21 protein-coding genes are annotated in these 21,715 nt (G+C 62.6%); 9 read left to right on the top strand and 12 right to left on the bottom strand.

The genetic code is table 11. The features are described from left to right. Positions 1 to 4: 4 nt before the first annotated feature. From ASG03_RS20315 to ASG03_RS20305, 3 genes are all read left to right on the top strand, one after another. Entirely contained in the window at positions 5 to 583 is a 579-nt protein-coding gene (locus ASG03_RS20315) for a thermonuclease family protein (protein WP_162241413.1), read from the top strand. Next, entirely contained in the window at positions 568 to 1,209 is a 642-nt protein-coding gene (locus ASG03_RS20310; RefSeq protein WP_062695575.1) for a uracil-DNA glycosylase family protein, read from the top strand. The genes ASG03_RS20315 and ASG03_RS20310 overlap by 16 nt, the downstream gene beginning before the upstream one ends. 67 nt (positions 1,210 to 1,276) lie before the next feature. Beyond that, positions 1,277 to 1,765: an Lrp/AsnC family transcriptional regulator gene (locus tag ASG03_RS20305; protein WP_062468114.1), complete on the top strand. Its 489-nt coding sequence runs from the start codon at positions 1,277 to 1,279 to the stop codon at positions 1,763 to 1,765. Positions 1,766 to 1,805: 40 nt separating this feature from the next. Here ASG03_RS20305 and ASG03_RS20300 read toward each other — a convergent pair whose 3' ends face one another. The 6 genes from ASG03_RS20300 to ASG03_RS20275 form a co-directional block, all read right to left on the bottom strand. Then, positions 1,806 to 2,678 carry an NAD(P)-dependent oxidoreductase gene (locus ASG03_RS20300; protein WP_062695573.1) on the bottom strand — a complete coding sequence of 291 codons (873 nt, stop codon included), beginning with the start codon at positions 2,676 to 2,678 and terminating at the stop codon, positions 1,806 to 1,808. Between the two features lie 39 nt (positions 2,679 to 2,717). Further along, entirely contained in the window at positions 2,718 to 3,542 is an 825-nt protein-coding gene (locus ASG03_RS20295) for a class I SAM-dependent DNA methyltransferase (RefSeq protein ID WP_062695571.1), read from the bottom strand. 71 nt (positions 3,543 to 3,613) lie between these two features. Continuing rightward, positions 3,614 to 3,880, bottom strand: coding sequence for an usg protein (locus ASG03_RS20290; protein WP_062468108.1), 267 nt, complete (start codon positions 3,878 to 3,880; stop codon positions 3,614 to 3,616). Positions 3,881 to 4,028: 148 nt separating this feature from the next. After that, on the bottom strand, positions 4,029 to 4,946 hold the full coding sequence (locus ASG03_RS20285) for an ABC transporter permease (protein WP_082475887.1): 918 nt from the start codon (positions 4,944 to 4,946) through the stop codon (positions 4,029 to 4,031). Continuing rightward, on the bottom strand, positions 4,943 to 5,746 hold the full coding sequence (locus tag ASG03_RS20280) for an ABC transporter permease (protein WP_062468106.1): 804 nt from the start codon (positions 5,744 to 5,746) through the stop codon (positions 4,943 to 4,945). The genes ASG03_RS20285 and ASG03_RS20280 overlap by 4 nt, the downstream gene beginning before the upstream one ends. A gap of 117 nt (positions 5,747 to 5,863) precedes the next feature. Continuing rightward, entirely contained in the window at positions 5,864 to 6,646 is a 783-nt protein-coding gene (locus tag ASG03_RS20275) for an ABC transporter substrate-binding protein (RefSeq protein WP_062695711.1), read from the bottom strand. A gap of 355 nt (positions 6,647 to 7,001) precedes the next feature. Between ASG03_RS20275 and ASG03_RS21225 the strand changes: the two genes are divergently transcribed. Next, positions 7,002 to 9,254: an OmpA family protein gene (locus ASG03_RS21225; protein WP_082475886.1), complete on the top strand. Its 2,253-nt coding sequence runs from the start codon at positions 7,002 to 7,004 to the stop codon at positions 9,252 to 9,254. Between the two features lie 119 nt (positions 9,255 to 9,373). Continuing rightward, positions 9,374 to 10,108: a polysaccharide deacetylase family protein gene (locus ASG03_RS20265; RefSeq protein ID WP_062695568.1), complete on the top strand. Its 735-nt coding sequence runs from the start codon at positions 9,374 to 9,376 to the stop codon at positions 10,106 to 10,108. A 112-nt stretch (positions 10,109 to 10,220) separates the two neighbouring features. On the opposite strand, the gene mobB is transcribed toward ASG03_RS20265, so the two are convergent. The 3 genes from mobB to moaA are packed head-to-tail and all read right to left on the bottom strand — an operon-like array spanning position 10,221 to position 12,539. Then, on the bottom strand, positions 10,221 to 10,736 hold the full coding sequence (mobB, locus tag ASG03_RS20260) for a molybdopterin-guanine dinucleotide biosynthesis protein B (protein ID WP_062695567.1): 516 nt from the start codon (positions 10,734 to 10,736) through the stop codon (positions 10,221 to 10,223). Further along, on the bottom strand, positions 10,733 to 11,395 hold the full coding sequence (gene mobA / locus ASG03_RS20255; protein ID WP_062695565.1) for a molybdenum cofactor guanylyltransferase MobA: 663 nt from the start codon (positions 11,393 to 11,395) through the stop codon (positions 10,733 to 10,735). Before mobA ends, mobB begins: the two co-directional genes overlap by 4 nt. 49 nt (positions 11,396 to 11,444) lie before the next feature. Then, positions 11,445 to 12,539 (bottom strand): GTP 3',8-cyclase MoaA, encoded by a 1,095-nt coding sequence (moaA, locus tag ASG03_RS20250; RefSeq protein WP_082475900.1) that lies wholly within the window; start codon positions 12,537 to 12,539, stop codon positions 11,445 to 11,447. Between the two features lie 163 nt (positions 12,540 to 12,702). On the opposite strand from moaA, the gene ASG03_RS20245 reads away from it, so the two are divergent. Genes ASG03_RS20245 through ASG03_RS20235 form a run of 3 tightly spaced genes read left to right on the top strand, consistent with a single transcriptional unit; the run spans position 12,703 to position 14,909 of the window. Beyond that, the gene (locus ASG03_RS20245) at positions 12,703 to 13,095 is read left to right on the top strand and encodes a gamma-butyrobetaine hydroxylase-like domain-containing protein (RefSeq protein WP_062468097.1); all 393 of its coding nucleotides are present in this window, start codon (positions 12,703 to 12,705) and stop codon (positions 13,093 to 13,095) included. Then, complete coding sequence (locus ASG03_RS20240; RefSeq protein WP_443216647.1) at positions 13,092 to 14,279, top strand: low temperature requirement protein A; 1,188 nt, start codon at positions 13,092 to 13,094, stop codon at positions 14,277 to 14,279. The genes ASG03_RS20245 and ASG03_RS20240 overlap by 4 nt, the downstream gene beginning before the upstream one ends. A 51-nt stretch (positions 14,280 to 14,330) precedes the next feature. Next, positions 14,331 to 14,909 carry a nucleoside 2-deoxyribosyltransferase gene (locus tag ASG03_RS20235; protein ID WP_062468094.1) on the top strand — a complete coding sequence of 193 codons (579 nt, stop codon included), beginning with the start codon at positions 14,331 to 14,333 and terminating at the stop codon, positions 14,907 to 14,909. Positions 14,910 to 14,928: 19 nt separating this feature from the next. Here the strand turns inward: ASG03_RS20235 and ASG03_RS20230 are convergent, their stop codons facing one another. Both ASG03_RS20230 and fumC read right to left on the bottom strand, forming a co-directional pair. Continuing rightward, on the bottom strand, positions 14,929 to 15,999 hold the full coding sequence (locus ASG03_RS20230) for a GGDEF domain-containing protein (RefSeq protein ID WP_062695563.1): 1,071 nt from the start codon (positions 15,997 to 15,999) through the stop codon (positions 14,929 to 14,931). 326 nt (positions 16,000 to 16,325) lie between these two features. Further along, entirely contained in the window at positions 16,326 to 17,717 is a 1,392-nt protein-coding gene (fumC, locus tag ASG03_RS20225; RefSeq protein ID WP_062695561.1) for a class II fumarate hydratase, read from the bottom strand. A gap of 507 nt (positions 17,718 to 18,224) precedes the next feature. Between fumC and ASG03_RS20220 the strand changes: the two genes are divergently transcribed. Then, positions 18,225 to 20,114, top strand: a complete 1,890-nt coding sequence (locus tag ASG03_RS20220) for a L,D-transpeptidase family protein (protein ID WP_062695559.1) — start codon at positions 18,225 to 18,227, stop codon at positions 20,112 to 20,114. Between the two features lie 210 nt (positions 20,115 to 20,324). On the opposite strand, the gene gltA is transcribed toward ASG03_RS20220, so the two are convergent. After that, on the bottom strand, positions 20,325 to 21,614 hold the full coding sequence (gltA, locus tag ASG03_RS20215) for a citrate synthase (protein WP_062471789.1): 1,290 nt from the start codon (positions 21,612 to 21,614) through the stop codon (positions 20,325 to 20,327). Positions 21,615 to 21,715 lie beyond the last annotated feature (101 nt).

Below are 21,715 nucleotides of genomic sequence, written 5' to 3'. Positions count from 1 at the left end.
TTTTATGAGGAAGCCCCGGTCGCTGTTGCTCGACGGCGTATTGACCGTCCTCTTTCTGGGGCTCGTCTGGCTGGCTGCGGACCGCATCTCCCGCCAGGGCGACGCAACGCTCTCCGGCGTGCCGCGCGTCGTGGACGGCGATACGCTGGCCCTTGGCCGCGATCGGATCCGTCTGGCGGGCATCGATGCCCCGGAGCTGAGCCAGAACTGCGAGCGCGATGGGAAGACATGGGCGTGCGGACAGGAGGCCCGCCGGCATCTCATCCAGTTGATTGGCGGGTTGCCGATCGCCTGCAAGGGCGGTGCCGACGATCGCTACGGCCGACGGCTGGCGGCCTGTCGCACGGGGGGCGAAGAGGTGAATGCCCGCATGGTGAACGATGGCTTCGCGGTTGCCTTCGGCGATTATGCAGCGGAAGAGGCCGTTGCGCGCGCCCGCCGGTCAGGGCTGTGGGCCGGTTCCTTCGATCAACCGCGAGATTGGCGCGCCCGCCATGGCAGAACTTCGGAAACGCCCCATATCGACGGAGATTGGATCAAGGCGCTGCTGCGCCACCTCGAGACTGCATGGACAAGCCGCTGACCCCGACCAAAGACGCGATCGATCGCCTTTCGACCACGATCTCCGCATGTCGCATATGTCGTGACATGCCGACCTTCGGCGAGCCGCTGCCGCACGAACCACGCCCAATCTTCGTCTTGTCCGACAGGGCGCAGATCCTCATCGCGAGCCAGGCGCCGGGCATGCGGGCGCATCTCAGCGGCGTTCCCTTCGACGATCCGTCGGGAAATCGGCTGCGCGACTGGCTGGGCGTGGACAGGGCGACCTTCTATGATGCGGACAGGTTCGCCATCGTTCCCATGGGCTTCTGTTTTCCCGGATATGACAAGCACGGCGGGGATATTCCGCCGCGCCGGGAATGTGCGCCGGCCTGGCGCGAGACGGCGCTCGCTGCGGTTCCCAATGCCTCGCTCATCCTCGTCATCGGCGCCTACGCTCAGGCCTATCACCTCGGCACATCGCGCCAGGTGTCGATGACGGCCACGGTCGCGGACTGGCGGCGGTGGTTCGAGCAGGACAACGGGCCAAAGTGCTTGCCGCTGCCGCATCCGAGCTGGCGCAACACGCCGTGGCTGAGAAAGAATCCGTGGTTCGAAGCGGAGCTCCTGCCGGTGCTGCGCGCAGAAATCCAATTGCGGATATCGTAAAAATTCGATCTCGCTTCTTCCCGCTTTGACGCTATAGAAGGAATATTATTCGAAGGGGGCTACTGAAATGGATCGTCTCGACCGCAAGATCCTGCGACTGCTGCAAGAAGATTCGACACTCGCCGTCGCGGACCTCGCCAAAAAGGTCGGCCTGTCGACCACGCCCTGCTGGCGCCGCATTCAGAAGATGGAGGAGGAAGGCGTCATTCGTGGCCGCGTCGCGCTTCTCGATCCTGCGAAGATCAACACCAAGGTCACGGTTTTCGTATCGATCCGCACCAACGCGCACTCGGTCGAATGGCTTCGGCGTTTTTCCGAGGTGGTCGGAGAGTTTCCCGAAGTGGTGGAACTCTACCGCATGAGCGGAGACGTCGATTATCTGCTTCGCGTCGTCGTGCCGGACATCGCCGCCTATGATGCGTTCTACAAGCGCCTGATTGCGAAGATCGAAATCCGCGACGTCTCCTCGGCCTTTGCCATGGAGCAGATCAAGTACACGACCCAGATGCCGCTCGACTACATGATCCTCGAACAGGCGAAGTCACAGGAAGACTGAGGTTCCAGGCGTCCGAAAGGGGAAGCAGGCGCGGGGGCGCCTACTTCTTTTCCAGCCGGGCCAGCAGCGAGGACGTATCCCATCGCCGTCCACCCATCGCCTGCACATCGCCGTAGAACTGGTCGACCAGGGCGGTGACGGGAAGCTTCGCGCCGTTCCGCCGCGCTTCCGTCAGCACGATATCCAGATCCTTGCGCATCCAGTCCACGGCGAAGCCGAAATCATAGGTGCCGGCAATCATCGTCTTGTGACGGTTCTCCATCTGCCAGGAACCGGCCGCCCCCTTGGAGATGACGTCGACAACGGCCTCCATGTCGAGGCCGGCGTTCTTGCCGAAATGCACGGCTTCCGCCAGTCCCTGAACGAGGCCGGCAATGCAGATCTGGTTGACCATCTTCGTCAGCTGTCCGCTGCCGGCGGGCCCCATCAGCCCAACCATGCGGGCATAGGCGTCGATCACCGGTTTTGCCCGATCGAAAACGTCGGCATCCCCGCCGCACATGACGGTCAGAACGCCGTTTTCCGCGCCCGCCTGCCCGCCGGACACCGGCGCGTCGATAAAGTGTGCACCCCGCGCCCGGGCCGCAGCATCCAGCTCCCGCGCCACCTCGGCAGAGGCCGTCGTATTGTCGATGAAGATGGAGCCAGCGCGCAGTGTCTCGAACGCGCCATCCTTGCCCGTCGTGACGGAGCGGAGGTCGTCGTCATTGCCGACGCAGCAGAAGACGAAATCCGCGTCCCGTGCCGCCTCGGCGGGCGTTGCTGCCGCGCGGCCGCCGTTTTCCGAGACCCATTTTTCGGCTTTCGACCCGGTCCGGTTGAAAACGGTCAGGTCATGGCCGCCCTTCGATGCGAGATGGCGCGCCATGGGATACCCCATGACTCCGAGACCGATGAAGGCGACTTTTGCCACGGGATTCTCCTCAGGCTAGCGATGACGGAAAAAAGCGATCTACGATGCCGTTCGCAGTCGTGCAATGACCAGGTGGCCGGCAATCGGAGCGCCGTCTTCCATGCGCACCACAATGTCGGTGAGCTCGACAAGATCGAACCCGGTCGCGTCCAGGCGTTCCAGCACATAGTCCCGCGCATGCGCGAAACGCTGGTGCGGTCCGACCATGAAACGACGTCCGGCAAAGACGTCGTCCGGCAATGTCTCGCTGGAGAAGATCAACAGCCCGCCCGGCTCGATGGTTTCGGCGGCGGCGAAGAACAAGGCTTCGAGGCCGCCAAGGTAGGGGAGCACATCCGTGGCCGTGACGAGATCGAACGGACCGTCGTCGTTGTCCTCGAGATAGTCCACCGCTTCGGCGACGTAGAGCGCGTCGTAGAGATCCTTCTCATGCGCGATCTCGACCATGTTTTCCGACAGGTCGACGCCCGTCACGGTCTCGGCCATGTCGCGCAAGGCGCTGCCGGTCAGGCCCGTGCCGCAACCAAGATCGAGAAGGCTCTTGAAGGGACCAAGCCCCAGGCTCTGCAGCCGCTGGCGCACCATCATCGGCACGGAATAGCCGAGCTGTTCGACGAGGACATCCTCAAATACATCGGCATGCTGGTCGAAGAGGGTGGTCACATAGGCGTCCGACGCCTTGTCCGGCGTCTCACCACGTCCCATGGACGCGATGCGCACGGCCGCGCCCCCATGGTCGTCCGGGTCGAGTTCCAGCACCTGCCTGTAGGCAGAGACAGCCCCTTCGACATCGCCGGATTTCTCGAGGGCGAGTGCGCGGTTATAGGCCTCGGCCAAGGCCTCTTCGTCGATCTTCTTTTGCATGGCCGCTTTGTAGGATGGGTCCTGCCCGATGGCAATCCCGATCCGCGCACCTCGACACGTCGATCGCCGGCTCAGTTGATGATGAACTCTCCCTGGAGCGCGCGCCAATCACCGGCCGAGATCAGTTTCCGGTGCACATACCGCACCGAATGCAACGGCCCGTCGAGCGTTTCCCGCCAGAATTTCAGGAAGTTCTTCATTTCGGGAAAGTGCGGCGCCAGATCGTAGTGCTGCCAGATGTAACTCTGCAGGATCGCCTGGCGATCCGGCATACGGTAGAGGATCTCGGCCGTGGTAAGGCCGTACCCTTTCAGCTGCAGTTCCATGTCAGAAGCCATGCGAAACCTCATCTTTGCTGAATGACGGTTTCTAGAATGAAGCGCCTGAAGGGTTAATCAAGCGTTAATGTCGGCTCGGTGACAAAAAATATTGTTACATTCCAGGAGCTTGGCAGCATATAGGCATGAGTGCTGCCAAGAGCTGCTGCTAGCGTTTCAGGTGGCGGGTCAAACGCTTTTCCAGCCAAGCCCAGAGGTTCCGGAGGGCCTCCACCATGATGAGGTAGAAGATCGCCGCCCAGAGATAGGTCTGGTAGTCGAACGTCCGCGAGAAGGCGCGACGGGTTTCGCCCATGAGGTCGAACACCGTCACGATGGCCACGATGGCGGACGCCTTGATCATCAGGATGATCTCGTTGCCATAGGGTCTGAGCGCGACAATCATCGCCTGCGGCAGGATGACCTTGAAAAAGGCGATGCGGGGCGGGAGACCGAGCGAGGCGGCGCCTTCGCGCTGGCCTCGGGGCACGCTGTTGATCGCGCCGCGAAGAATCTCCGCCTGATAGGCCGCCGTGTTCAGAACGAACGTCAGGAGCGCACAGTACCAGGCCTCGCGGAAGAACCACCACAGCCCGATCTCCGTCAGTTGCGGCCGAAAGCTGCCAAGACCGTAGTAGATCAGAAAGAGCTGCATGATCAGGGGCGTGCCGCGGAAGAAGTAGATATAGATATAGGCCAGCCAGTTCGCGATCTTGTTTCTGGACATGCGACCCAGCGCCACCGGCAGGGACAGAAGCGCGCCAAGGACGATGGAGGTGGAGACGAGGCCGAGTGTCACGCCGAGGCCGGAGATATAGGCCGGTCCGTAACGCTGGAATTTCTCGGGATCGAAGCCGCCGACGACCAGCATGCCGAGGCCGACGAAAACGGCCAGCCAGACACCGAGAAGAGCGCGTCCGAAGAAACGCGACAGCGTGTAGGGGCGGCTGTCTTCGCGCGGCGCCGGTTGCGGCGCGATCAGATCCGTCGAGACATAGGCCTGGACGGAGCGGGCGTCGGGCAGCGAAAGATCTGTGTCGAGGGCCGGCGGGGCGCCTGCGGGCGGAAGCGGAGGTGTGGTGCTCATCGGGCCATCTCCGAACGACGCGCCCAGCGCTCCAGCGCCGAGAAGACGACGGACGATGCTGCGGCGAGCAGCAGGAAGAGAATACAGGCAAGTCCGAAGAACTCGAACGCCTGCTTGGTCACCCGGGCGGCCACGCCCGTCTGGCGCAGGATGTCGGGCAGTCCGATGACGGAAACGAGAGCGGTGTCCTTCAGGAGCGCCATCCAGAGATTGCCGAGGCCGGGCAGGGCGATCCGAAACAACTGGGGCAGCACGATCAGGCGCATGGTCTTTCCGCGGCTGAACCCGAGCGCATCGCCGGCCTCGTACTGGCCCTTGGGGATCGCCTTGAAGGCGGATTGCAGAACTTCGGAACAGTAGGCCGAGAAGACCACGGCAAGTGCGACCATTCCGGCGAAAAAGGCGTTGATTTCGACCGGACCCGCGTAGCCGACGCCGGCGAGCACCTGCTGCACCACGATCTGGAGGCCGTAATAGACGATGAAGAGGGTCAACAGCTCCGGCAGGCCTCGGAAGATCGTCGTGTAGATGTCCGAGGACAAGCGGAGCGATCGCTCGCTCGACTGCTTGCCGAGAGCCACGCAAAAGCCGAGCATCAGTCCGAAGGGCAGCGTGGCGATTGCCAGGGACGCCGTGATGAGAAAGCCATAACCGATCTCGTCGCCCCAGCCTGCATCTCCGCACGCCAGCAGCGTGTTGCCGGCGAGGATCCGAAAGATGCCGAGAGGTCCGCACCACGGGTCCAGCGTGGCGCCGAGCCATGACACGGCGGATGAAAGCGCGGCCATGATTCCGCTCATTGTCTGATCGTCCCCTTGAGGCGCTCCTTGTTGGGCGCTTCTTGCTTACGTCGTTGTTGTCAAACAAAAACGGCGGGAGGGCAAGCTCCCGCCGCAGGATTTCGGCAAGGACCGGGCTTAGCCGCCGTAGACGTCGAAAGCGAAGTACTTGTCGTTAATTTCCTTGTACTTCCCGTTGGCGCGGATCGCCTTGATCGCGGCGTTGAACTTTTCGCGCAGCTCGTTGTCACCCTTGCGCAGCGCAATGCCGGCGCCTTCGCCATTGATGACCGGATCGACCGGCAGCGTGCCGAGCAGCTTGCAGCAATCGCCATCCGTGGTCTTCAGCCATTCCGAGAGCACGACGACGTCGTCGATCACGGCATCGATGCGGCCGTTGACAATGTCGAGCTTGTACTCGTCGGACGTCGGGTAGAGCTTGAGCTCGGCCTTCTTCATATGCGCTTCGGCATAGTTGGAATGGGTCGTGGAGGCCTGTGCACCGAGCGTCTTGCCGTCGAGGCCGGCTTCGGTCGCTTCGGTGATCGGGCTGTCCTTCGGCACGGCGATGGCCGGCGGTGTGTTGTAGTACTTCTCGGTGAAGTCCACCTTCTGCTTACGCTCGGCCGTGATCGACATCGAGGCGATGAAGGCGTCGTATTTCTTGGCGATCAGAGCGGGAATGGCGCCGTCCCAATCCTGGGTGACGAAGGTGCATTCGGCCTTCATCTCGACGCAGAGCGCCTTGGCGATGTCGATGTCGAAGCCCGTCAGCGAGCCGTCGGATTCCAGAACGTTGAAGGGCGGATAGGCGCCTTCGGTGCCGATGGTGATCTTCTCGCCTGCGGCAAGAGCCGTACTCGCGGTGAGGGCGAAAACGGCTGCAGCGGCAGCCATGGTGAAACGTTTGGCGATAGGCATGTCGATCCTCTCTGTTGGCGCAGTCCCGGCTTCTTTTTGGTGTTCCGGGACATTCGCAAGCGACGGCAAACGGTCGCTTCGGCTGCGATATTCCGTCACCCGTTCGCAAATGCAACAGGAAAAAGCAGCCGCAGAGAAAAGCGTGAGCCGGCTCTGGCGGTCGGATGCGGAAAGCCTATGTCCGCCGATGAACGCGGCATTCATCGCCAATTCATGCGCTTGTTGCTACCGCTCCGCCTCTGGATCGCAGCATGAGTTGCGACCGGCCGATACGCGGCGTTCGACGTTATGCCGGTCCGAATATTCGGCATCGGACACAAGAACAAGAACGGGATCTCTCGCAGGAGGAGACACCATGACCATTCGATCCAAGCTTTTCGCAACGGTAGCCATGCCTTTGCTCGCCATGACCGTCGGGCTGCAGCCAGCTTTGGCTGACGCCCAGATCAAGTCCTTCCAGTTGGCGCAGGCCGATGAAGACGAGCTTCTTCGCAAGCGCAAACCCGTAGAAGGGCAGGAAGAGTCCGCCCCGAACGGCGGCGCAGAGCCGTCGGAGAACGGCGAAGGCCGTCAGAAGCGGGAGGAACGTCGCAAGGATCGCGACTCCGACCAGCAGCAAGGCGAGGGAAAGAAGCAGCGTGAGGCCGAGCCGTCTTCCGGCCTGGACGCGCAGCCCCGCCGCGAAGAGCGTCGCAAGCAGCGCGACAGCGAACAGCAGAACCCGTCGGACGAGCAGCCGCAGGCCCAGCCATCGAGCGAGGATGCTCCGCGTCCGAGCCGCGAAGAGCGCCGCAAGCAGCGGGATGCCGAGCAGCAGAAGCAGAACGACGAGCAGCCGCAGGCCCAGTCATCGGGCGAGGATGCGCCGCGTCCGAGCCGCGAAGAGCGCCGCAAGCAGCGGGATGCCGAGCAGCAGAAGCAGAGCGACGAGCAGCCGCAGGCTGAGCCATCGGGCGAGGCTACGCCGCGTCAGAGCCGCGAAGAGCGCCGCAAGCAACGGGATGCCGAGCAGCAGAAGACCGAAGAGCAGCAGAAGAAAGCCGGCGCGGATGCGAACGACGCGGCGAAGACTGGCGATTCCGACGCGGCTGGTCAACCCAAGGCGGACGAGGACGCCGAACGCAAGCGGCAGCGCGAAGAGCGTATCCGCAAGCGCGAGGCCGAACGCCTGCAGGGTCAGCAGGATGGCGAGCAGCAGGCCAAGCCAGGCGATTCCGCCGAGCAGCCCGCTGCAGCCGAGATGACCGACGAGGAGCGTGCCCGTCTCCGTGCCGAGCGCCGCAAGCAGCGTGAAGCCGAAGGTCAGGGGACCGACGATCCGGCGCGCCCGCGTGACGCTCAGGACGCCGGCACGAATGCCGATCAGGCAGGCGACGACGGTGCAAACCGCGATCGCCCTGTCGTCGACAAGCGGTCGCGCGAGGAACGCGAGAAGCTGGCACGCGACCCGTCCAAGAGCGACGAGACCGTTGTCCTCCCGGTCGAGAATGGTGCCGCCGTGCTCGACAGTGACAAGGACGCCGACAATCGCGACAGAGACTCGCGCGATCGGCGTCGCCGCGAACGCGAGCAGGTTCGCGAGGAACGCGACAACCAGCCGCCGCCGCGCACGGATGCCGATGCGCAGTCCGAGCACCGCGAGCGTCGTCCGGATCGTGAAGAGCTGAATGCCGCGATCAACGAACGCGGGCGTCGTATCGATCAGGCACCGGAATTCGATGCCCGCGATCTGATCGACGCTCTGACCGGTCAGCGTCCGCGAATCGAGGAAACGCGCAACAACCGCACAGTTCTCGATTTCGGTGACGAGATCGTCGTGCGGAGCGACGATCGCCCGCGCCTGCGGCGTGACGCACGCGAGACCTCCTACGAGGAACTGCCGCGTGGCCGCACCCGCGAGGTGATCGAGCGCCCGAACGGCATGCGCGTCGTGACGATCTACAACCGCTACGGCGACGTGATCCAGCGCACACGCATCAATCGTGACGGCGAGGAATACCTGATGGTCTATGCGCCAGAGGTCGACGAAGAGAAGCGCCCGCCGCTCTACGACGTCGGCGAGGATCTTCCGCCGATGCGTCTGACCGTCCCGGTCCGCGACTATATCATCGACACGTCGACCGAGCCGGATCGCGATTACTACGACTTCCTAGCTGAGCCGCCGGTCGAGCGGGTCGAGCGAACCTATTCGCTGGACGAGGTCCGCAACTCGGCGCGTATCCGCGACAAGGTCCGTCGTATCGATCTGGATACGATCACCTTCGCCACGGGAAGCGCAGAAGTGCCGACATCGCAGGCGAAGACGCTGCGCAAGGTGGCGGACGCCATGCTGGAGGTCATCGACAAGGATCCCGGCGAGACCTTCCTGATCGAAGGTCATACCGATGCCGTCGGCTCCGACCAGTCCAACCTCGTCCTTTCCGATGAGCGTGCCGAATCGGTCGCCGCACTTCTGACGGATATCTACGAGATCCCGCCGGAAAACCTGGTCACGCAGGGCTATGGCGAACGCTTCCTCAAGGTCCGCACGTCGGAAGCCGAGCAGGAAAACCGTCGCGTCACCATCCGCCGCGTCACGCCGCTGGTGCGTCCCGTCGCGCAGAAGTAAAGGCTGACGAAGGGGACGGCGCTCGCTTCCGGCCGCCGCCCCTATTTTGCCACCTTGGCCGTCTTGATGATAAAGAACCCGGCGCGCCTCGCGCCGGGTTCTTGCCGTCTGGACGTCTCATGAAAGCTCTGTATCTATTGCCGCTGCTGGCGGCCCTCGGCTTCGGCTCCCAGGCTGCGGCCCGTGACGGTCTCCTGGAGCCGCGGCTCCACGTCGCTCCGGGTGGCAAGACGCCGCGTGTGGCGTTGACGTTCGACGCCTGCATGGGCCTTGCCGATCAGCGGATCCTGTCTGTCCTCGTCGACAATCGGATACCGGCAACGATCTTCATCACGGAGCGCTGGTTGAAGCGGAATGCTGCGACGCTGGCGATCTTCCTGGCGCATCCCGATCTGTTCGAGCTCGAGAATCATGGTGCGATGCATGTCCCCGCGATCGATCGACCGCAGGCGGTCTACGGAATAGCGTCCGCCGGGTCGGCAGAGGCCGTCGAGGCGGAAGTGTCGGGCGGCGCGCATGCGCTTGTGGCAGATGGCGCGCCGCAGCCGCACTGGTTTCGCGGCGCGACGGCGAAATACACCGCATCGTCCATCGCGCAGATCCGGGCCCTCGGCTTCGACGTGGCGGGCTATTCGCTCAATGGCGACGACGGGTCCCTTTTGGGCGCGAAGATTGCCACGCGACGGATTGCCGGCGCGCGAGATGGCGACGTGATCATCTCCCATATCAACCAGCCGACGCACGCGGCGGGAGAAGGCGTTGCGGCCGGCATTCTCGCGCTCAAGGCCAAGGGGTACGCCTTCGTGCGGCTGGATGCCGTCCACGAGGACGGCACGAACGCGACAGTCAACTGATGGGTCTGCCTAAGGCATGTCGCCCGAAAGTGTCCAGCGGTTTCGGGAAATGACACGCATCAAAACAAGACCTTAAAGCGCGTTGCGTGCGTCCTTTTTCACGCAGCGCCCTTTAACGTCGCGTAAGACCGCAGGTCATCTCCACGAAGTCGGCGATCGATGCGGTGTCGTCGAGGTCGAAGACGGGGAGGGTCGTGTCGGGAACCGGATGATCGGCTGCGATGCCGCAAATATAGGGGTCTGCGGGTGCGAGCGGCTCGTGGTTCTTCGCATCCAGCCGCCGCGCCTCGATTTTCGGGATAGGCTCGCGCTTGTAGCCTTCGACCAGGACGAGATCGCAGGGAGCGAGCCGCGCCAGGATCGCCTCGAAGGACGGTTCCACTTCTCCGCGGAGTTCGTGCATGATGGCAAAACGGGTGCCCGACACGATCGTCACCTCATGTGCCCCTGCTTCCCGGTGCCGCCAGCTATCCGCGCCGATTTTGTCGATGTCGAAATCATGATGGGCGTGCTTCACGGTCGAGATCTTATATCCCCGCGCCGTGAGTTCCGTCACGAGCCGGACGGCCAGGCCCGTCTTGCCGGAATTCTTCCAGCCGGCAATGCCGAAGATCTTGGGTGTGCTCATCGATGTCCAGCTTCGTCGCGTGCCAGCATGTGTTCGATCCTCTCGAGATCCTCGGGGCTGTTCATGTTGGAAAAGGGGTCGATCCCGCCAGAAGCTTTACCCGCCGAGGTGAAATCGACCACGACATGCGAATGTTGCTCGATGAAGGTGCGGACCCTGCGCTTGGCATCGGTCGCGATGAAATGCGTGAGATCGCGCGATAGCGCGGACGACCAGAGCGCGAAGACGGGATGCAGTTCGTCTCGCGAACTGGCCACGGCGATCATGCTGCGTGTCTCTTCGAGCGCTGTGCGCAGCCTGAAGACAAGGTCGCTCGGAAAGAAAGGTGCATCGACGGGGACGGTGGCCAGTAGCGGAGCGTCCATTGATTGGGCCAGACGCAGCCCGGCGAGGACGCCGGATAACGGACCAAACTGTCCGGGCGACGTTTCCGGAACCGTGAGAATGCCGGTCGAGAGGCTTGGCAGGGGCAGGGGCAGATTGCCGTTGAAGGCGAGGGCAGTGACCTGTGGTCGCAGCCGATCCAGAGCGAGCACCGCCAGCGATGTCCCGGCCAGGGGAACGCCGGCCTTGTCCCGCCCCATCCGGCTTGACAGACCGCCGGCAAGGACCATCCCGAGGACCGTCCGCGGGAGGTCTTCTGCGTGAACCGGGCGCATCGGTCAGCCCATCCTGCAATCATGGCTGTCGAGGGTAGGGGCGGTCATCTCAGCCGCCGGTAACGCTCATGTGGCGCGCAACCGCCGGGCGGTTCTGCGTTCGGTCTATGATGAAATCATGGCCCTTCGGCTTGCGTCCGATCGCCTCGTCGATCACCTGAGACAGGTAGGCATCTTCGGCGGATGCCCGGACAGCGGCGCGAAGGTCGGCGGCATCGTTCTGACCAAGGCACATATAGAGCGTGCCTGTGCATGTCAGTCGGACGCGATTACAGCTCTCGCAAAAATTGTGGGTCATCGGCGTGATGAGGCCGAGCCGTCCTCCGGTTTCCGCGACGGTCATGTAGCGGGCAGGGCCGCCGGTGGCATAGGCATTGTCGGTCAGTGTGAAGATCTTCGACAGCCGGTCCCGCATTTCGGACAGCGGCATGTAACGGTCCGTCCGATCCTCCTCGATCTCGCCCATCGGCATGGTTTCGATCAGCGTCAGGTCCATGCCCCGACCATGTGCCCAGCGGATCATGTCGGGGATCTCGAGATCATTGAAGCCCTTCAAGGCAACGGCATTGATCTTGACGTGAATGCCCGCTGCCTGGGCGGCGTCGATCCCTTCCAGCACCTTGGAGAGGTCGCCCCACCGCGTGATCTCCCGGAATTTGTCAGGGTCGAGCGTATCCAGCGAGACATTGATGCGCCGGACCCCGGCGTCCGCGAGGTCCTGCGCATAGCGCGCCAGTTGGGAACCGTTGGTCGTCAATGTCAGCTCGTCCAGCGTCCCTTCCTCGATCTTTTTGCCGAGTGCGCGCACGAGGTGCATGATGTTCTTGCGCACCAGCGGTTCCCCGCCGGTGAGGCGGAGCTTGCGCACGCCCTTCTCGATGAAGGCTGAGCAGATGCGCTCCAGCTCTTCGAGCGTGAGGAGATCCTTTTTTGGCAGGAAGTTCATGTTTTCCGCCATGCAATAGGTGCAGCGGAAGTCGCAGCGATCGGTCACCGAGACGCGCAGATACGTGACCGCCCGGCCGAAAGGGTCGATCATCGGCGCGGCTGAAGCGGCGAGCGCCGCGGCGCCCCGCTGATCGATCGGGCGTCTGTCGATGATGATGGTGTTCACAAGCGTCTCCGTCGTCCTGTGTGCAAACATCGTGCCTGCGACGGGATGCGTCAAGGCCGGCTTGGACGGGACGGTTTCTGTTCACGCTATGGGATCGTCGAGCGTGTCGGTTTCCTTGCAGGTGAATCTGCGCTAGGTCTCGAAAAAATCAAGCGGCAGCAGGCGCATGACGAGATGCGCGCGGAGAACCGACATGACGAGCGACATCTGGCCGAAGGAGCTGCGGGTCTCCAAGGATCGAAGAACGCTGACCGTGACCTTCAATGATGGGCTTGCGGGTATCCTGCCCGCCGAGATGCTGCGTGTGCTCTCGCCCTCGGCCGAGGTTCAGGGACACGGGCCGGGCCAGAAGATTACCGTTCCGGGCAAGCGCAACGTGGCCATCGCCGCGATGACGCCGACGGGAAATTACGCGGTCCGCATCGCGTTCGACGACGGCCACGACACGGGCATTTTCACCTGGACCTACCTGCGGACGCTTGCGACCGACGGCACCGCCCTGTTTGCCGCCTATGAGCAGGAGCTGGGCGCCAAGGGGCTCGACCGAGGGCGTGAGCGCGGCGGACAGGCTGAGGGTGGTCGATGAGCCGGCTTTTCCAGTCGTTGCGCGATAGAGCCGGCTGGATGCGCGATCGGCGCGAGGGCGAAGACGACAAGGTCGCCTTTCCCGAGCTGTTCTTCGATCTCGTCTTTGTTTTCTCGTTGATCCAGCTGTCGCACACGCTCGCCGTGCATTACTCGCTGCTGGGCGGGCTGGAAGCGCTGCTGATGATCCTTGCCGTCTGGTGGGTGTGGATCTTCACGACCTGGGTGACGAATTGGCTCGATCCGGATCGCATGCCGGTCCGCGCGATGCTGTTTGCCCTGATGTTCGGCGCGCTTCTGCTTTCCACCGCCATCGATGATGCCTTCGGCGACAAGGCGCTGCTGTTTGCCCTGTCCTACGTGGGCATGCAGGTGGGTCGTTCTCTCTTTACTGTCTATGCGCTTCATGGTCACAGCCCGGACAATGCACGCGATTTTCTGCGGATCACCTGCTGGCTGGTGCTGTCCGGAGTCTTCTGGATTGCTGGCGCCTTGATCGGCGGCGAGGCCCAGCTTTTCATCTGGATGGCAGCCCTTGCGATCGAATATGTCTCGCCTGCCGTCGGTTTCAGGGTGCCCGGACTGGGTCGCTCCGATTTCGACGACTGGGATGTTCTCGGCGCGCACATGGCCGAACGTTGCGCTCTCTTCGTGCTCATCTGCCTCGGCGAAACGATTCTCGTTACGGGCCGCACCCTGGCCGAAATGGACGTGACTCCGCTCGTCTTCGTGCTCGCTCTCAGCAGCTTCGGTTCGACCGTCACCATGTGGTGGATCTACTTCCGGTTTGGGCAGGAGCGGGCGGCTGCCCAGATTGAAAGCGACGACTCGCCGGGCGAAGTCGCGCGCACCATTTTCACCTATGCCCACATACCGGTCGTGGGAGGGATCATCCTCTGCGCGGTTGCGGATGAATTCGTTCTCGCGCACCCATACGGCGCGATTGATCTGAAGACGGCAAGCGCCATCATCGGCGGCCCCATCGTCTTCCTCGCCGGCAATGTCTGGATCAAACGCTCGGTCGCGCCGCGTCTGTCGGTCTCGCACCTCGGTGGAATCGGCCTGTTCATCCTGGCCGCGCCGCTCGCCTTCGTGGTCGAGCCCCATGTCCTGCTGATCATCTCCTTCGCCATCCTCGTCATCGTGGCCGTCTGGGAGTATGTGACGCTGAAGGCCAGGTCATAAGCGCGAACGCGCATGCGCCGACGCCGTAACTCGAGCAAAACGGGAAGCATCATGCCCCTGAAAGTCTATCTTGCCGGTCCTGAGGTGTTTCTGCCCAATGCGCGGGAGATCCTCGACCTGAAGGCCGCGCGGGCCCGAGCTGCAGGCTTCGAGCCGCTCAGTCCGGGCGATCTTGCCATTCCGCCGTCCGAGACGAAGTTCGGCATGGGCCTTGCGATCAGCCAGATCAACGAGGGCATGATGCGGGCGGCCGATGCCGTGATTGCCAACCTCACGCCCTTTCGCGGCGTTGCCGCCGATGTCGGCACGGCATTCGAGGTCGGTTTCATGTGCGCGCAGGGCAAGCTGGTCTATGCCTACACCAATGTCGCGCAATCCCACTACGATCGCTGCTCCGCCTATTACGGCGGCGACATCCGGGAGACGACGGACGGACGCCACCGCGGGCCGGACGGGATCTCGATCGAGAATTTCGACATGGCCGATAATCTGATGCTCGACGGCGGTATCGCCGCACGGGGCGGCGCGCTCGTGGTCGGCCGGGCGGCCCCTGATGCGCTCTATACGGACCTTGTGGCCTTTGACGAATGCCTCCGCCTTCTGGCCGAGCAACAGGGGACCGTCGCCTGATCGCGACGGCCAAGAACCGTCAACGGCGGTAGAGAAGCCAGTTACGGCCCGTATCCTTCTTCATGCCCTCTTCGAACAGCGTGGTCCGGTTGCGCCCGGCGTTCTTCGCACAATAGAGCGCAACGTCCGCCTTGTTGTAGAGGTCGACTGGATCATCGGCGAGAGATGCCTGGCAGACGCCGATCGACAGCGTGATCGGGCCGTAGTTCACGCCCGTCTTCGAGTTCTTGAACGGCGTATTGGCCAGTGCCAGACGAATGCGGTCTGCGATCTGGACGCATTCCTCGACCGTCTGATCGTTGAGGATGACGGCAAACTCCTCGCCGCCGGTCCGCGCCACGAAGGCCTCGCGTCGCAGGTTCGAACGGATGACCGTGCCGACCGTGGCAAGAATCTTGTCGCCCACCGGATGGCCGAAGGTGTCGTTGACCTTTTTGAAGTGATCGATGTCGCAGATCAGGAGACCCGTATAGGTGCGGATCTGATCGGAATTGTAAACCGCAGACAATTTCTCGTCGAAGGCTCGGCGGTTGGCGAGACGTGTCAGGGAATCGGTATTGGCAATGCGCTTGTACTCGTCGAGTTCCTGCCGGATGACGTCCATCTCCACCGACTTGAGCGAGACGTTCTCGACCAGCTCCTTGCCTTGGGTCATCGTATCTTCGGTGGCCTGCGTCAGCAGCTTCACAGCGCTGCGCAGGATTTCCGCACCGGCAGCACTCTTGCTGTTAATGTTCATCGCCGCTTCGCCGAGAACGCGGTTGTAACTTTCAAGCGCAAACTGTTCCTCGCGCATCATCGCGAGGAGATCGTTCAGCTGCGCCGCGAGACGATTATGGGCACGCTCGACCCCGGCCGCATGGTGGATATGCGCGAAGTATCGAGCGCCGATCTCGTCCAGTTCCTCCTGCGTCGCCTTGCTTCCAAGGCCGGCGAGTTCCTTCGTCAGCCGCGGATTGGAACCGATATAGGCCTCGTAATAGAGTTCGTAATTGCGCGGAATGGGAGCAATTCCCATGATCCGCATTGCGAAGGTGACCTGCGCAGCGATATCCGGTGCTTGTCCCTTGGGTGAAGTCGCAGGCTGCACGTCGCCCTCCCTGAAATGACCTTGGCATCGCTGACGATGACCTCAACGGCCTGCAATCACGCGCGTCCGCAGGCGCGGTTTTCCGGCCCCGGGAAAATCCGTCCTGCAATAACCCTACTCTAGGGTTTAAATGATGTGAGAAAGTTTAATGAATGCGCGAAACTACAGTTAGCAGACGCTTTCTAAGGCGAATTCGAACGGAGGGCCTGCGGCACATCAAAAACCCCGCTTCGGGGAAGCGGGGTTCCTTATGTTGTCAATGGTGCGCGTAAGCCGGCTGGACCCTCGACGGGTCCTCCTGCCGTGCCTCCCGGTCGGCGCGACGGTCAGGCAGGGCTGATCATCGTCTCCGGGCGAACGACGGCATCGAACTCTTCGTTCGTGACATAGCCGCCACCGACGGCCTCCTCACGCAGCGTGGTGCCGTTCTTGTGCGCCGTCTTGGCGATCTTAGCGGCATTGTCGTAGCCGATCTTCGGAGCGAGTGCCGTCACGAGCATCAGCGAGCGGTCGAGCGCCGCCTTGATGTTGTCTTCCCGCGCCTCGATACCCGTGACGCAGTTGTCGGTGAACGAAATGGCGGCATCGGCGAGCAGCTGGACCGACTGAAGGAAATTGTAGGCCATCAGCGGGTTGTAGACATTGAGCTCGAAGTGCCCCTGGCTGCCGGCAAAGGTCAGCGAGGCGTGGTTGCCGAAAACCTGCACGCAGACCTGGGTCAGCGCTTCGCACTGTGTCGGGTTGACCTTGCCCGGCATGATCGAGGAACCGGGCTCGTTTTCCGGGAGTGACAGTTCGCCGAGGCCGGACCGCGGGCCGGAGCCGAGAAGCCGGATGTCATTGGCGATCTTGAAGAGCGCCGCCGCCGTTGCATTGATGGCGCCGTGGCTGAAGACCATGGAGTCGTGCGCCGCCAGCGCCTCGAACTTGTTCGGCGCCGAGGTGAAGGCGATGCCGGTGATCGATGCGATCTCTTCGGCAACCTTTTCCGCAAAGCCGATCGGCGCGTTCAGCCCGGTGCCGACGGCCGTGCCGCCCTGAGCGAGCTCCTGCAGGCCCGGCAAGGTCATTTCGATGCGCTTGATCGAAGAGGCCACCTGCGCGGCATAACCGGAGAACTCCTGGCCAAGCGTCAGCGGCGTCGCGTCCTGCGTGTGCGTGCGACCGATCTTGATGATGTGATCGAAGGCCTTCACCTTTGCGTCCAGCGCCGCATGAAGATGCTTCAGCGCCGGAAGCAGGTCGTGGACGACGCGCTCGGCGCAGGCGATATGCATGGCCGTCGGAAACGTATCGTTCGAGGACTGGCTCATATTGACGTGGTCGTTCGGATGAACCGGCTTCTTGGAACCCATGACGCCACCGAGCAGCTCGATGGCGCGATTCGAAATGACCTCGTTGGCATTCATGTTCGACTGCGTGCCGGAACCGGTCTGCCAGACGACCAGCGGAAAATGCTCGTTGAGCTTGCCGTCGATCACTTCCTGCGCGGCGCGGATGATCGGCTCGCCGACGGCCGGGTCGAGGCGCCCGAGCGCCATGTTGGCGCGGGCCGCCGCCTGCTTGACGATGCCGAGCGCGCGAACGATGGACAACGGCTGCTTCTCCCAGCCGATCTTGAAGTTGCCAAGCGACCGCTGGGCCTGGGCGCCCCAATAGCGATTATTTTCGACCTCGATCGGGCCGAATGTATCTGTTTCCGTGCGGGTCGCCGTCATCGTCTTTTCCCCTGCTTCGTCAGATGCAGCGCGCGGCGCGCCGCAAGATCCTCGGTGCCGGTCTCGACATGGTCCGGCTGGTCTGGCGTCTTCTGTGGCCCAGGTCCGGCCCGATTGTAAAGAGAAAGAGGCGGAGCGATGCGCGGAGAATCGCTCGGTTCTACCGACCGGCGGCGGAAGACCGTGAGAGGTCTCGACCGAGGCCACCCCGAGAGGGCTGTGCCTTTTGGAACACAGGCCCCATGTCTCTTCGCAACGAGGAATGGCGGGCAATGCCGATTTTACGCCGGTGCTGCCGGGCCTGTGCGGCAAAAAGCGTAAACTATCAGATTCTTGGGATGTTTCAGCGAAGGCTCCGCAAGGTTTCGATGCGCTTGTCTCTGCGTTTAGGGCGTCTGCGTTTCCTTTTCATTCACCAACATTTCTTATAAGTCGGATGCTTGGTGACATGAACGGCATCGGGCGCCACCCGCCATGAGGCGGCACTGCGATACGGAAAGTTCGGCTATGACATTGAAGAAGACAGCAGCGATCGTCACCCTCATGTCGGGGTGCGCCCTGACCACGCTCAACGTCGGTCACGCCGACGCCATGACGCTGATGGACCTGTTCCGTCGCAACCGGGCGCCGGAAACCTTCCAGACGCTGCCGGAAGCAGCGCCGGCGCCAGCCCAGGAACAGCCCGCACGGCGCAGCGCATCCGCGTCGCCTGCGCCCCGTGTCGTCGGGCCGAAATATTACACCTACAAGGCGGAAGCGCCCCGACGCATCGAGACCGACCGTCTGGTCGATCCGGTCGTCACCGGCTCGCTTCGTCCGGAGCTCGTCTCGACGGGCGATACCACGCTGCTGAACGATGCGCGCCCGTATATGCCGTCCGTCACGGCCTATGCAGCGCCTGACGTCGCCAAGACGATCGAAGCCTATTATGCCGGTACCGATGCCCTGATCTGGATCGACGCCAAGGGCGTCAACGATCGCGCCCGCGCCGCCATGGCCGTGTTGGCCGACGCGGCAAGCGTGGGCCTCGATCCGCAGGACTATGCTGTCACCCTGCCCACGGAGACGCCGGATGCCACGGATATGGCGGCCCGCGAGAAAGCCCTGGTTTCCTTCGAGATCCGGCTGAGCGCGGCCGTCTTGACCTATGTTCAGGATACGGTGCGCGGCCGCATCGATCCGAACGCGATCTCCGGCTACCATGATTTCAAGCGCAAGGACGTGAACCTTGCGGGCAAGATGCGCGTGATCGCGGCAAGCCATGACGTTGCGGCGTTTCTGGCAACGCAGACGCCGTCGAACGTCGAGTTCACGGCCCTGCGCAACGAATTGAAGCGGCTTGAAGCAACGGCCGGCGGTCAGCCCCGCATCGAGATCCCGGAAGGGACGCTCCTCAAGCCGGGCATCGCCGATCCCGGCCTGCCGGCGGTCGTGGCTGCCATCAAGGCAAAAGGCTCGGATGCCCTGAAGACAGAGCATGCCGCGACGCTCGACGCCTATCAAGGCAGCGAGGCCTACACGCCGGATCTCGTGGCGCTGGTCGAAGGCTTCCAGAAGGAGAACGGCCTGAAGCCCGATGGCATCGTGGGCCGCGCCTCGATCCGCATCCTCAGCGGCGGCGACAGCAATGCCGACAGGATTTCCAAGCTGCGCATTGCCATGGAACAGGCCCGCTGGCTTCCGGCCGATCTCGGCAGCCGCTATGTCTTCATCAATCAGCCGGCGTTCACCGCATCCTATCATGATGGCGGCGTCGAGCAGTTCAACATGCGCGTCGTCGTGGGTTCGAAGACGAACCAGACCTATTTCTTCGAGGACGAGATCCAGACGGTCGAGTTCAACCCCTACTGGGGCGTGCCGCAGTCGATCATCATCAACGAGATGCTGCCGAAGCTGCGCAGCGATCCGGGCTACCTCGATCGCCTCGGTTACCAGGTCGAGGTGGGCGGCCGTCCGGTGTCGTCCTATGATGTCGACTGGTACGGCTCGACCAAGTCCGTCTCTGTCCGCCAGCCGCCATCGGACGACAATGCACTGGGCGAACTGAAGATCCTGTTCCCCAACGCGCATGCGATCTACATGCACGACACACCGTCCAAGAGCTTCTTCAAGAAGGACATGCGGGCCCTCAGCCACGGTTGCGTTCGGCTTGCCGACCCGCGCCGCATGGCGGCTGCCGTGCTTGGAACGACCGTCGAAGACGTCGCCAAGCAGATCGCCGATGGCCGCAACAAGGGCGTGTCGGTTCCGAGCCGCATCCCGGTCTACGTCGCCTATTTCACGGCCTGGCCGGACAAGAACGGCCATATCGCCTATTTCGACGACGTCTACGATCGCGACATGTACATGAACCGTGCTTTCGACGCCACGCGCCAGGTCCGCCGCATCGAAGGCTGAGCGCGCCGTTCTAGGTTTGGTTCGCGGGATGTGAAGCCAGTCTCCTGATCGAGACTGGCTTCATTACGTTTGTCGGAGCGAGCCCGGAACCAAGCCCTCTGCAAAACAGGATGACAACCAGGCGGCGCGCAGCGAGCGCGACAATTCGGCGAAAAAAAACCGCGGGCTCGAGGCCCGCGGCTTTTCGTCTCACATTACCGTGCGAACGGCTTAACGCTTGGAAACGGGGACGTAATCCCGCTTCGGCTCGCCAACATAGAGCTGGCGGGGACGACCGATGCGCTGCTCGGGGTCCTCGATCATTTCGTTCCACTGTGCGATCCAGCCGACGGTCCGCGCCAGGGCGAACAGAACCGTGAACATGGTCGTGGGGAAGCCGAGCGCCTTCAGGGTGATGCCGGAATAGAAGTCGATGTTCGGATACAGCTTCTTCTCGATAAAGTAGGGGTCCGTCAGCGCGATGCGCTCGAGCTCCATGGCGACCTGCAGGAGCGGGTCGTCCTTGTGGCCGAGTTCCGCCAGAACCTCATGCGTGGTCTTCTGCATGATCTTGGCGCGCGGGTCGTAGTTCTTGTAGACGCGGTGACCGAAGCCCATCAGGCGGAAAGGATCGTTCTTGTCCTTGGCCTTGGCGACATATTCCGGAATACGATCGACGGTGCCGATTTCCGCCAGCATGTTCAGGGCCGCTTCGTTGGCGCCGCCATGGGCCGGACCCCAGAGGCAGGCGATGCCGGCCGCGATGCAGGCAAACGGGTTCGCACCGGACGATCCGGCAAGACGAACCGTCGACGTCGAGGCGTTCTGTTCGTGATCCGCATGCAGGATGAAGATCCGGTCCATGGCGCGCGCGAGAACCGGGTTGACCTTGTATTCCTCACAAGGCACGGCAAAGCACATGTGCAGGAAGTTCGACGCGTAGTCGAGATCGTTCTTCGGGTAAACGAAGGGCTGGCCGATGTGGTACTTGTAGGCCATGGCGGCAAGCGTCGGCATCTTCGCGATCATGCGCAGGCTGGCGACCATGCGCTGATGGGGATCGGTGATGTCGGTCGAGTCATGGTAGAAGGCCGACAACGCGCCCACGCAGCCGCACATTACGGCCATCGGGTGGGCGTCGCGACGGAACCCCGTGAAGAAGCGCGACATCTGCTCATGCACCATGGTGTGGTGCGTGACGCGATGGTCGAAGTCGATCTTCTGGGCCTTCGTCGGAAGTTCGCCGTAAAGGAGAAGGTAGCAGACCTCCAGAAAATCGCCCTGTTCGGCGAGTTGCTCGATCGGGAAACCGCGGTGCAGAAGAATGCCTTCGTCACCGTCGATGTACGTAATCTTGGACTCACATGACGCTGTCGACGTGAAGCCGGGATCATAGGTGAACTGACCCGTCTGCTTGTAGAGCGTGCCGATGTCGACCACATCCGGGCCGATGGAACCGGACCGCACGGGCAGTTCGACCGATTTATCGTTGACCGTTACCGTTGCGCTTTTGCCTGCCATATAGCGATCCTCCATGTGCACCGAAACGGCACGAAATCGTGCCGCATTTCGTCATTGTTGCCTCAGTGCTACCGCATTTGATACCCCCTGCCAAGCGTGCG

It is taken from the genome of Rhizobium sp. Leaf341 (genome assembly GCF_001424325.1).
In the GTDB taxonomy this organism is placed as follows: domain Bacteria; phylum Pseudomonadota; class Alphaproteobacteria; order Rhizobiales; family Rhizobiaceae; genus Ferranicluibacter.
Note: the sequence above shows the minus strand (reverse complement) of the source record. Positions and strands in the feature narration are given on the sequence as shown.

Excerpts from the sequence above, each read along its gene's own strand:
- ASG03_RS20240 (WP_443216647.1), top strand. The coding sequence starts at position 13,092 with ATGAGCCGGCTTTTCCAGTCGTTGCGCGATAGAGCCGGCTGGATGCGC.
- ASG03_RS20315 (WP_162241413.1), top strand. The coding sequence starts at position 5 with ATGAGGAAGCCCCGGTCGCTGTTGCTCGACGGCGTATTGACCGTCCTC.
- moaA (WP_082475900.1), bottom strand. The coding sequence starts at position 12,539 with ATGTTTGCACACAGGACGACGGAGACGCTTGTGAACACCATCATCATC.
- ASG03_RS20295 (WP_062695571.1), bottom strand. The coding sequence starts at position 3,542 with ATGCAAAAGAAGATCGACGAAGAGGCCTTGGCCGAGGCCTATAACCGC.
- ASG03_RS20245 (WP_062468097.1), top strand. The coding sequence starts at position 12,703 with ATGACGAGCGACATCTGGCCGAAGGAGCTGCGGGTCTCCAAGGATCGA.
- ASG03_RS20275 (WP_062695711.1), bottom strand. The coding sequence starts at position 6,646 with ATGCCTATCGCCAAACGTTTCACCATGGCTGCCGCTGCAGCCGTTTTC.
- ASG03_RS20220 (WP_062695559.1), top strand. The coding sequence starts at position 18,225 with ATGACATTGAAGAAGACAGCAGCGATCGTCACCCTCATGTCGGGGTGC.
- ASG03_RS20285 (WP_082475887.1), bottom strand. The coding sequence starts at position 4,946 with ATGAGCACCACACCTCCGCTTCCGCCCGCAGGCGCCCCGCCGGCCCTC.
- ASG03_RS20305 (WP_062468114.1), top strand. The coding sequence starts at position 1,277 with ATGGATCGTCTCGACCGCAAGATCCTGCGACTGCTGCAAGAAGATTCG.
- fumC (WP_062695561.1), bottom strand. The coding sequence starts at position 17,717 with ATGACGGCGACCCGCACGGAAACAGATACATTCGGCCCGATCGAGGTC.
- mobB (WP_062695567.1), bottom strand. The coding sequence starts at position 10,736 with ATGAGCACACCCAAGATCTTCGGCATTGCCGGCTGGAAGAATTCCGGC.
- ASG03_RS21225 (WP_082475886.1), top strand. The coding sequence starts at position 7,002 with ATGACCATTCGATCCAAGCTTTTCGCAACGGTAGCCATGCCTTTGCTC.
- mobA (WP_062695565.1), bottom strand. The coding sequence starts at position 11,395 with ATGCGCCCGGTTCACGCAGAAGACCTCCCGCGGACGGTCCTCGGGATG.
- ASG03_RS20310 (WP_062695575.1), top strand. The coding sequence starts at position 568 with ATGGACAAGCCGCTGACCCCGACCAAAGACGCGATCGATCGCCTTTCG.
- ASG03_RS20235 (WP_062468094.1), top strand. The coding sequence starts at position 14,331 with ATGCCCCTGAAAGTCTATCTTGCCGGTCCTGAGGTGTTTCTGCCCAAT.
- ASG03_RS20280 (WP_062468106.1), bottom strand. The coding sequence starts at position 5,746 with ATGAGCGGAATCATGGCCGCGCTTTCATCCGCCGTGTCATGGCTCGGC.
- ASG03_RS20290 (WP_062468108.1), bottom strand. The coding sequence starts at position 3,880 with ATGGCTTCTGACATGGAACTGCAGCTGAAAGGGTACGGCCTTACCACG.
- gltA (WP_062471789.1), bottom strand. The coding sequence starts at position 21,614 with ATGGCAGGCAAAAGCGCAACGGTAACGGTCAACGATAAATCGGTCGAA.
- ASG03_RS20265 (WP_062695568.1), top strand. The coding sequence starts at position 9,374 with ATGAAAGCTCTGTATCTATTGCCGCTGCTGGCGGCCCTCGGCTTCGGC.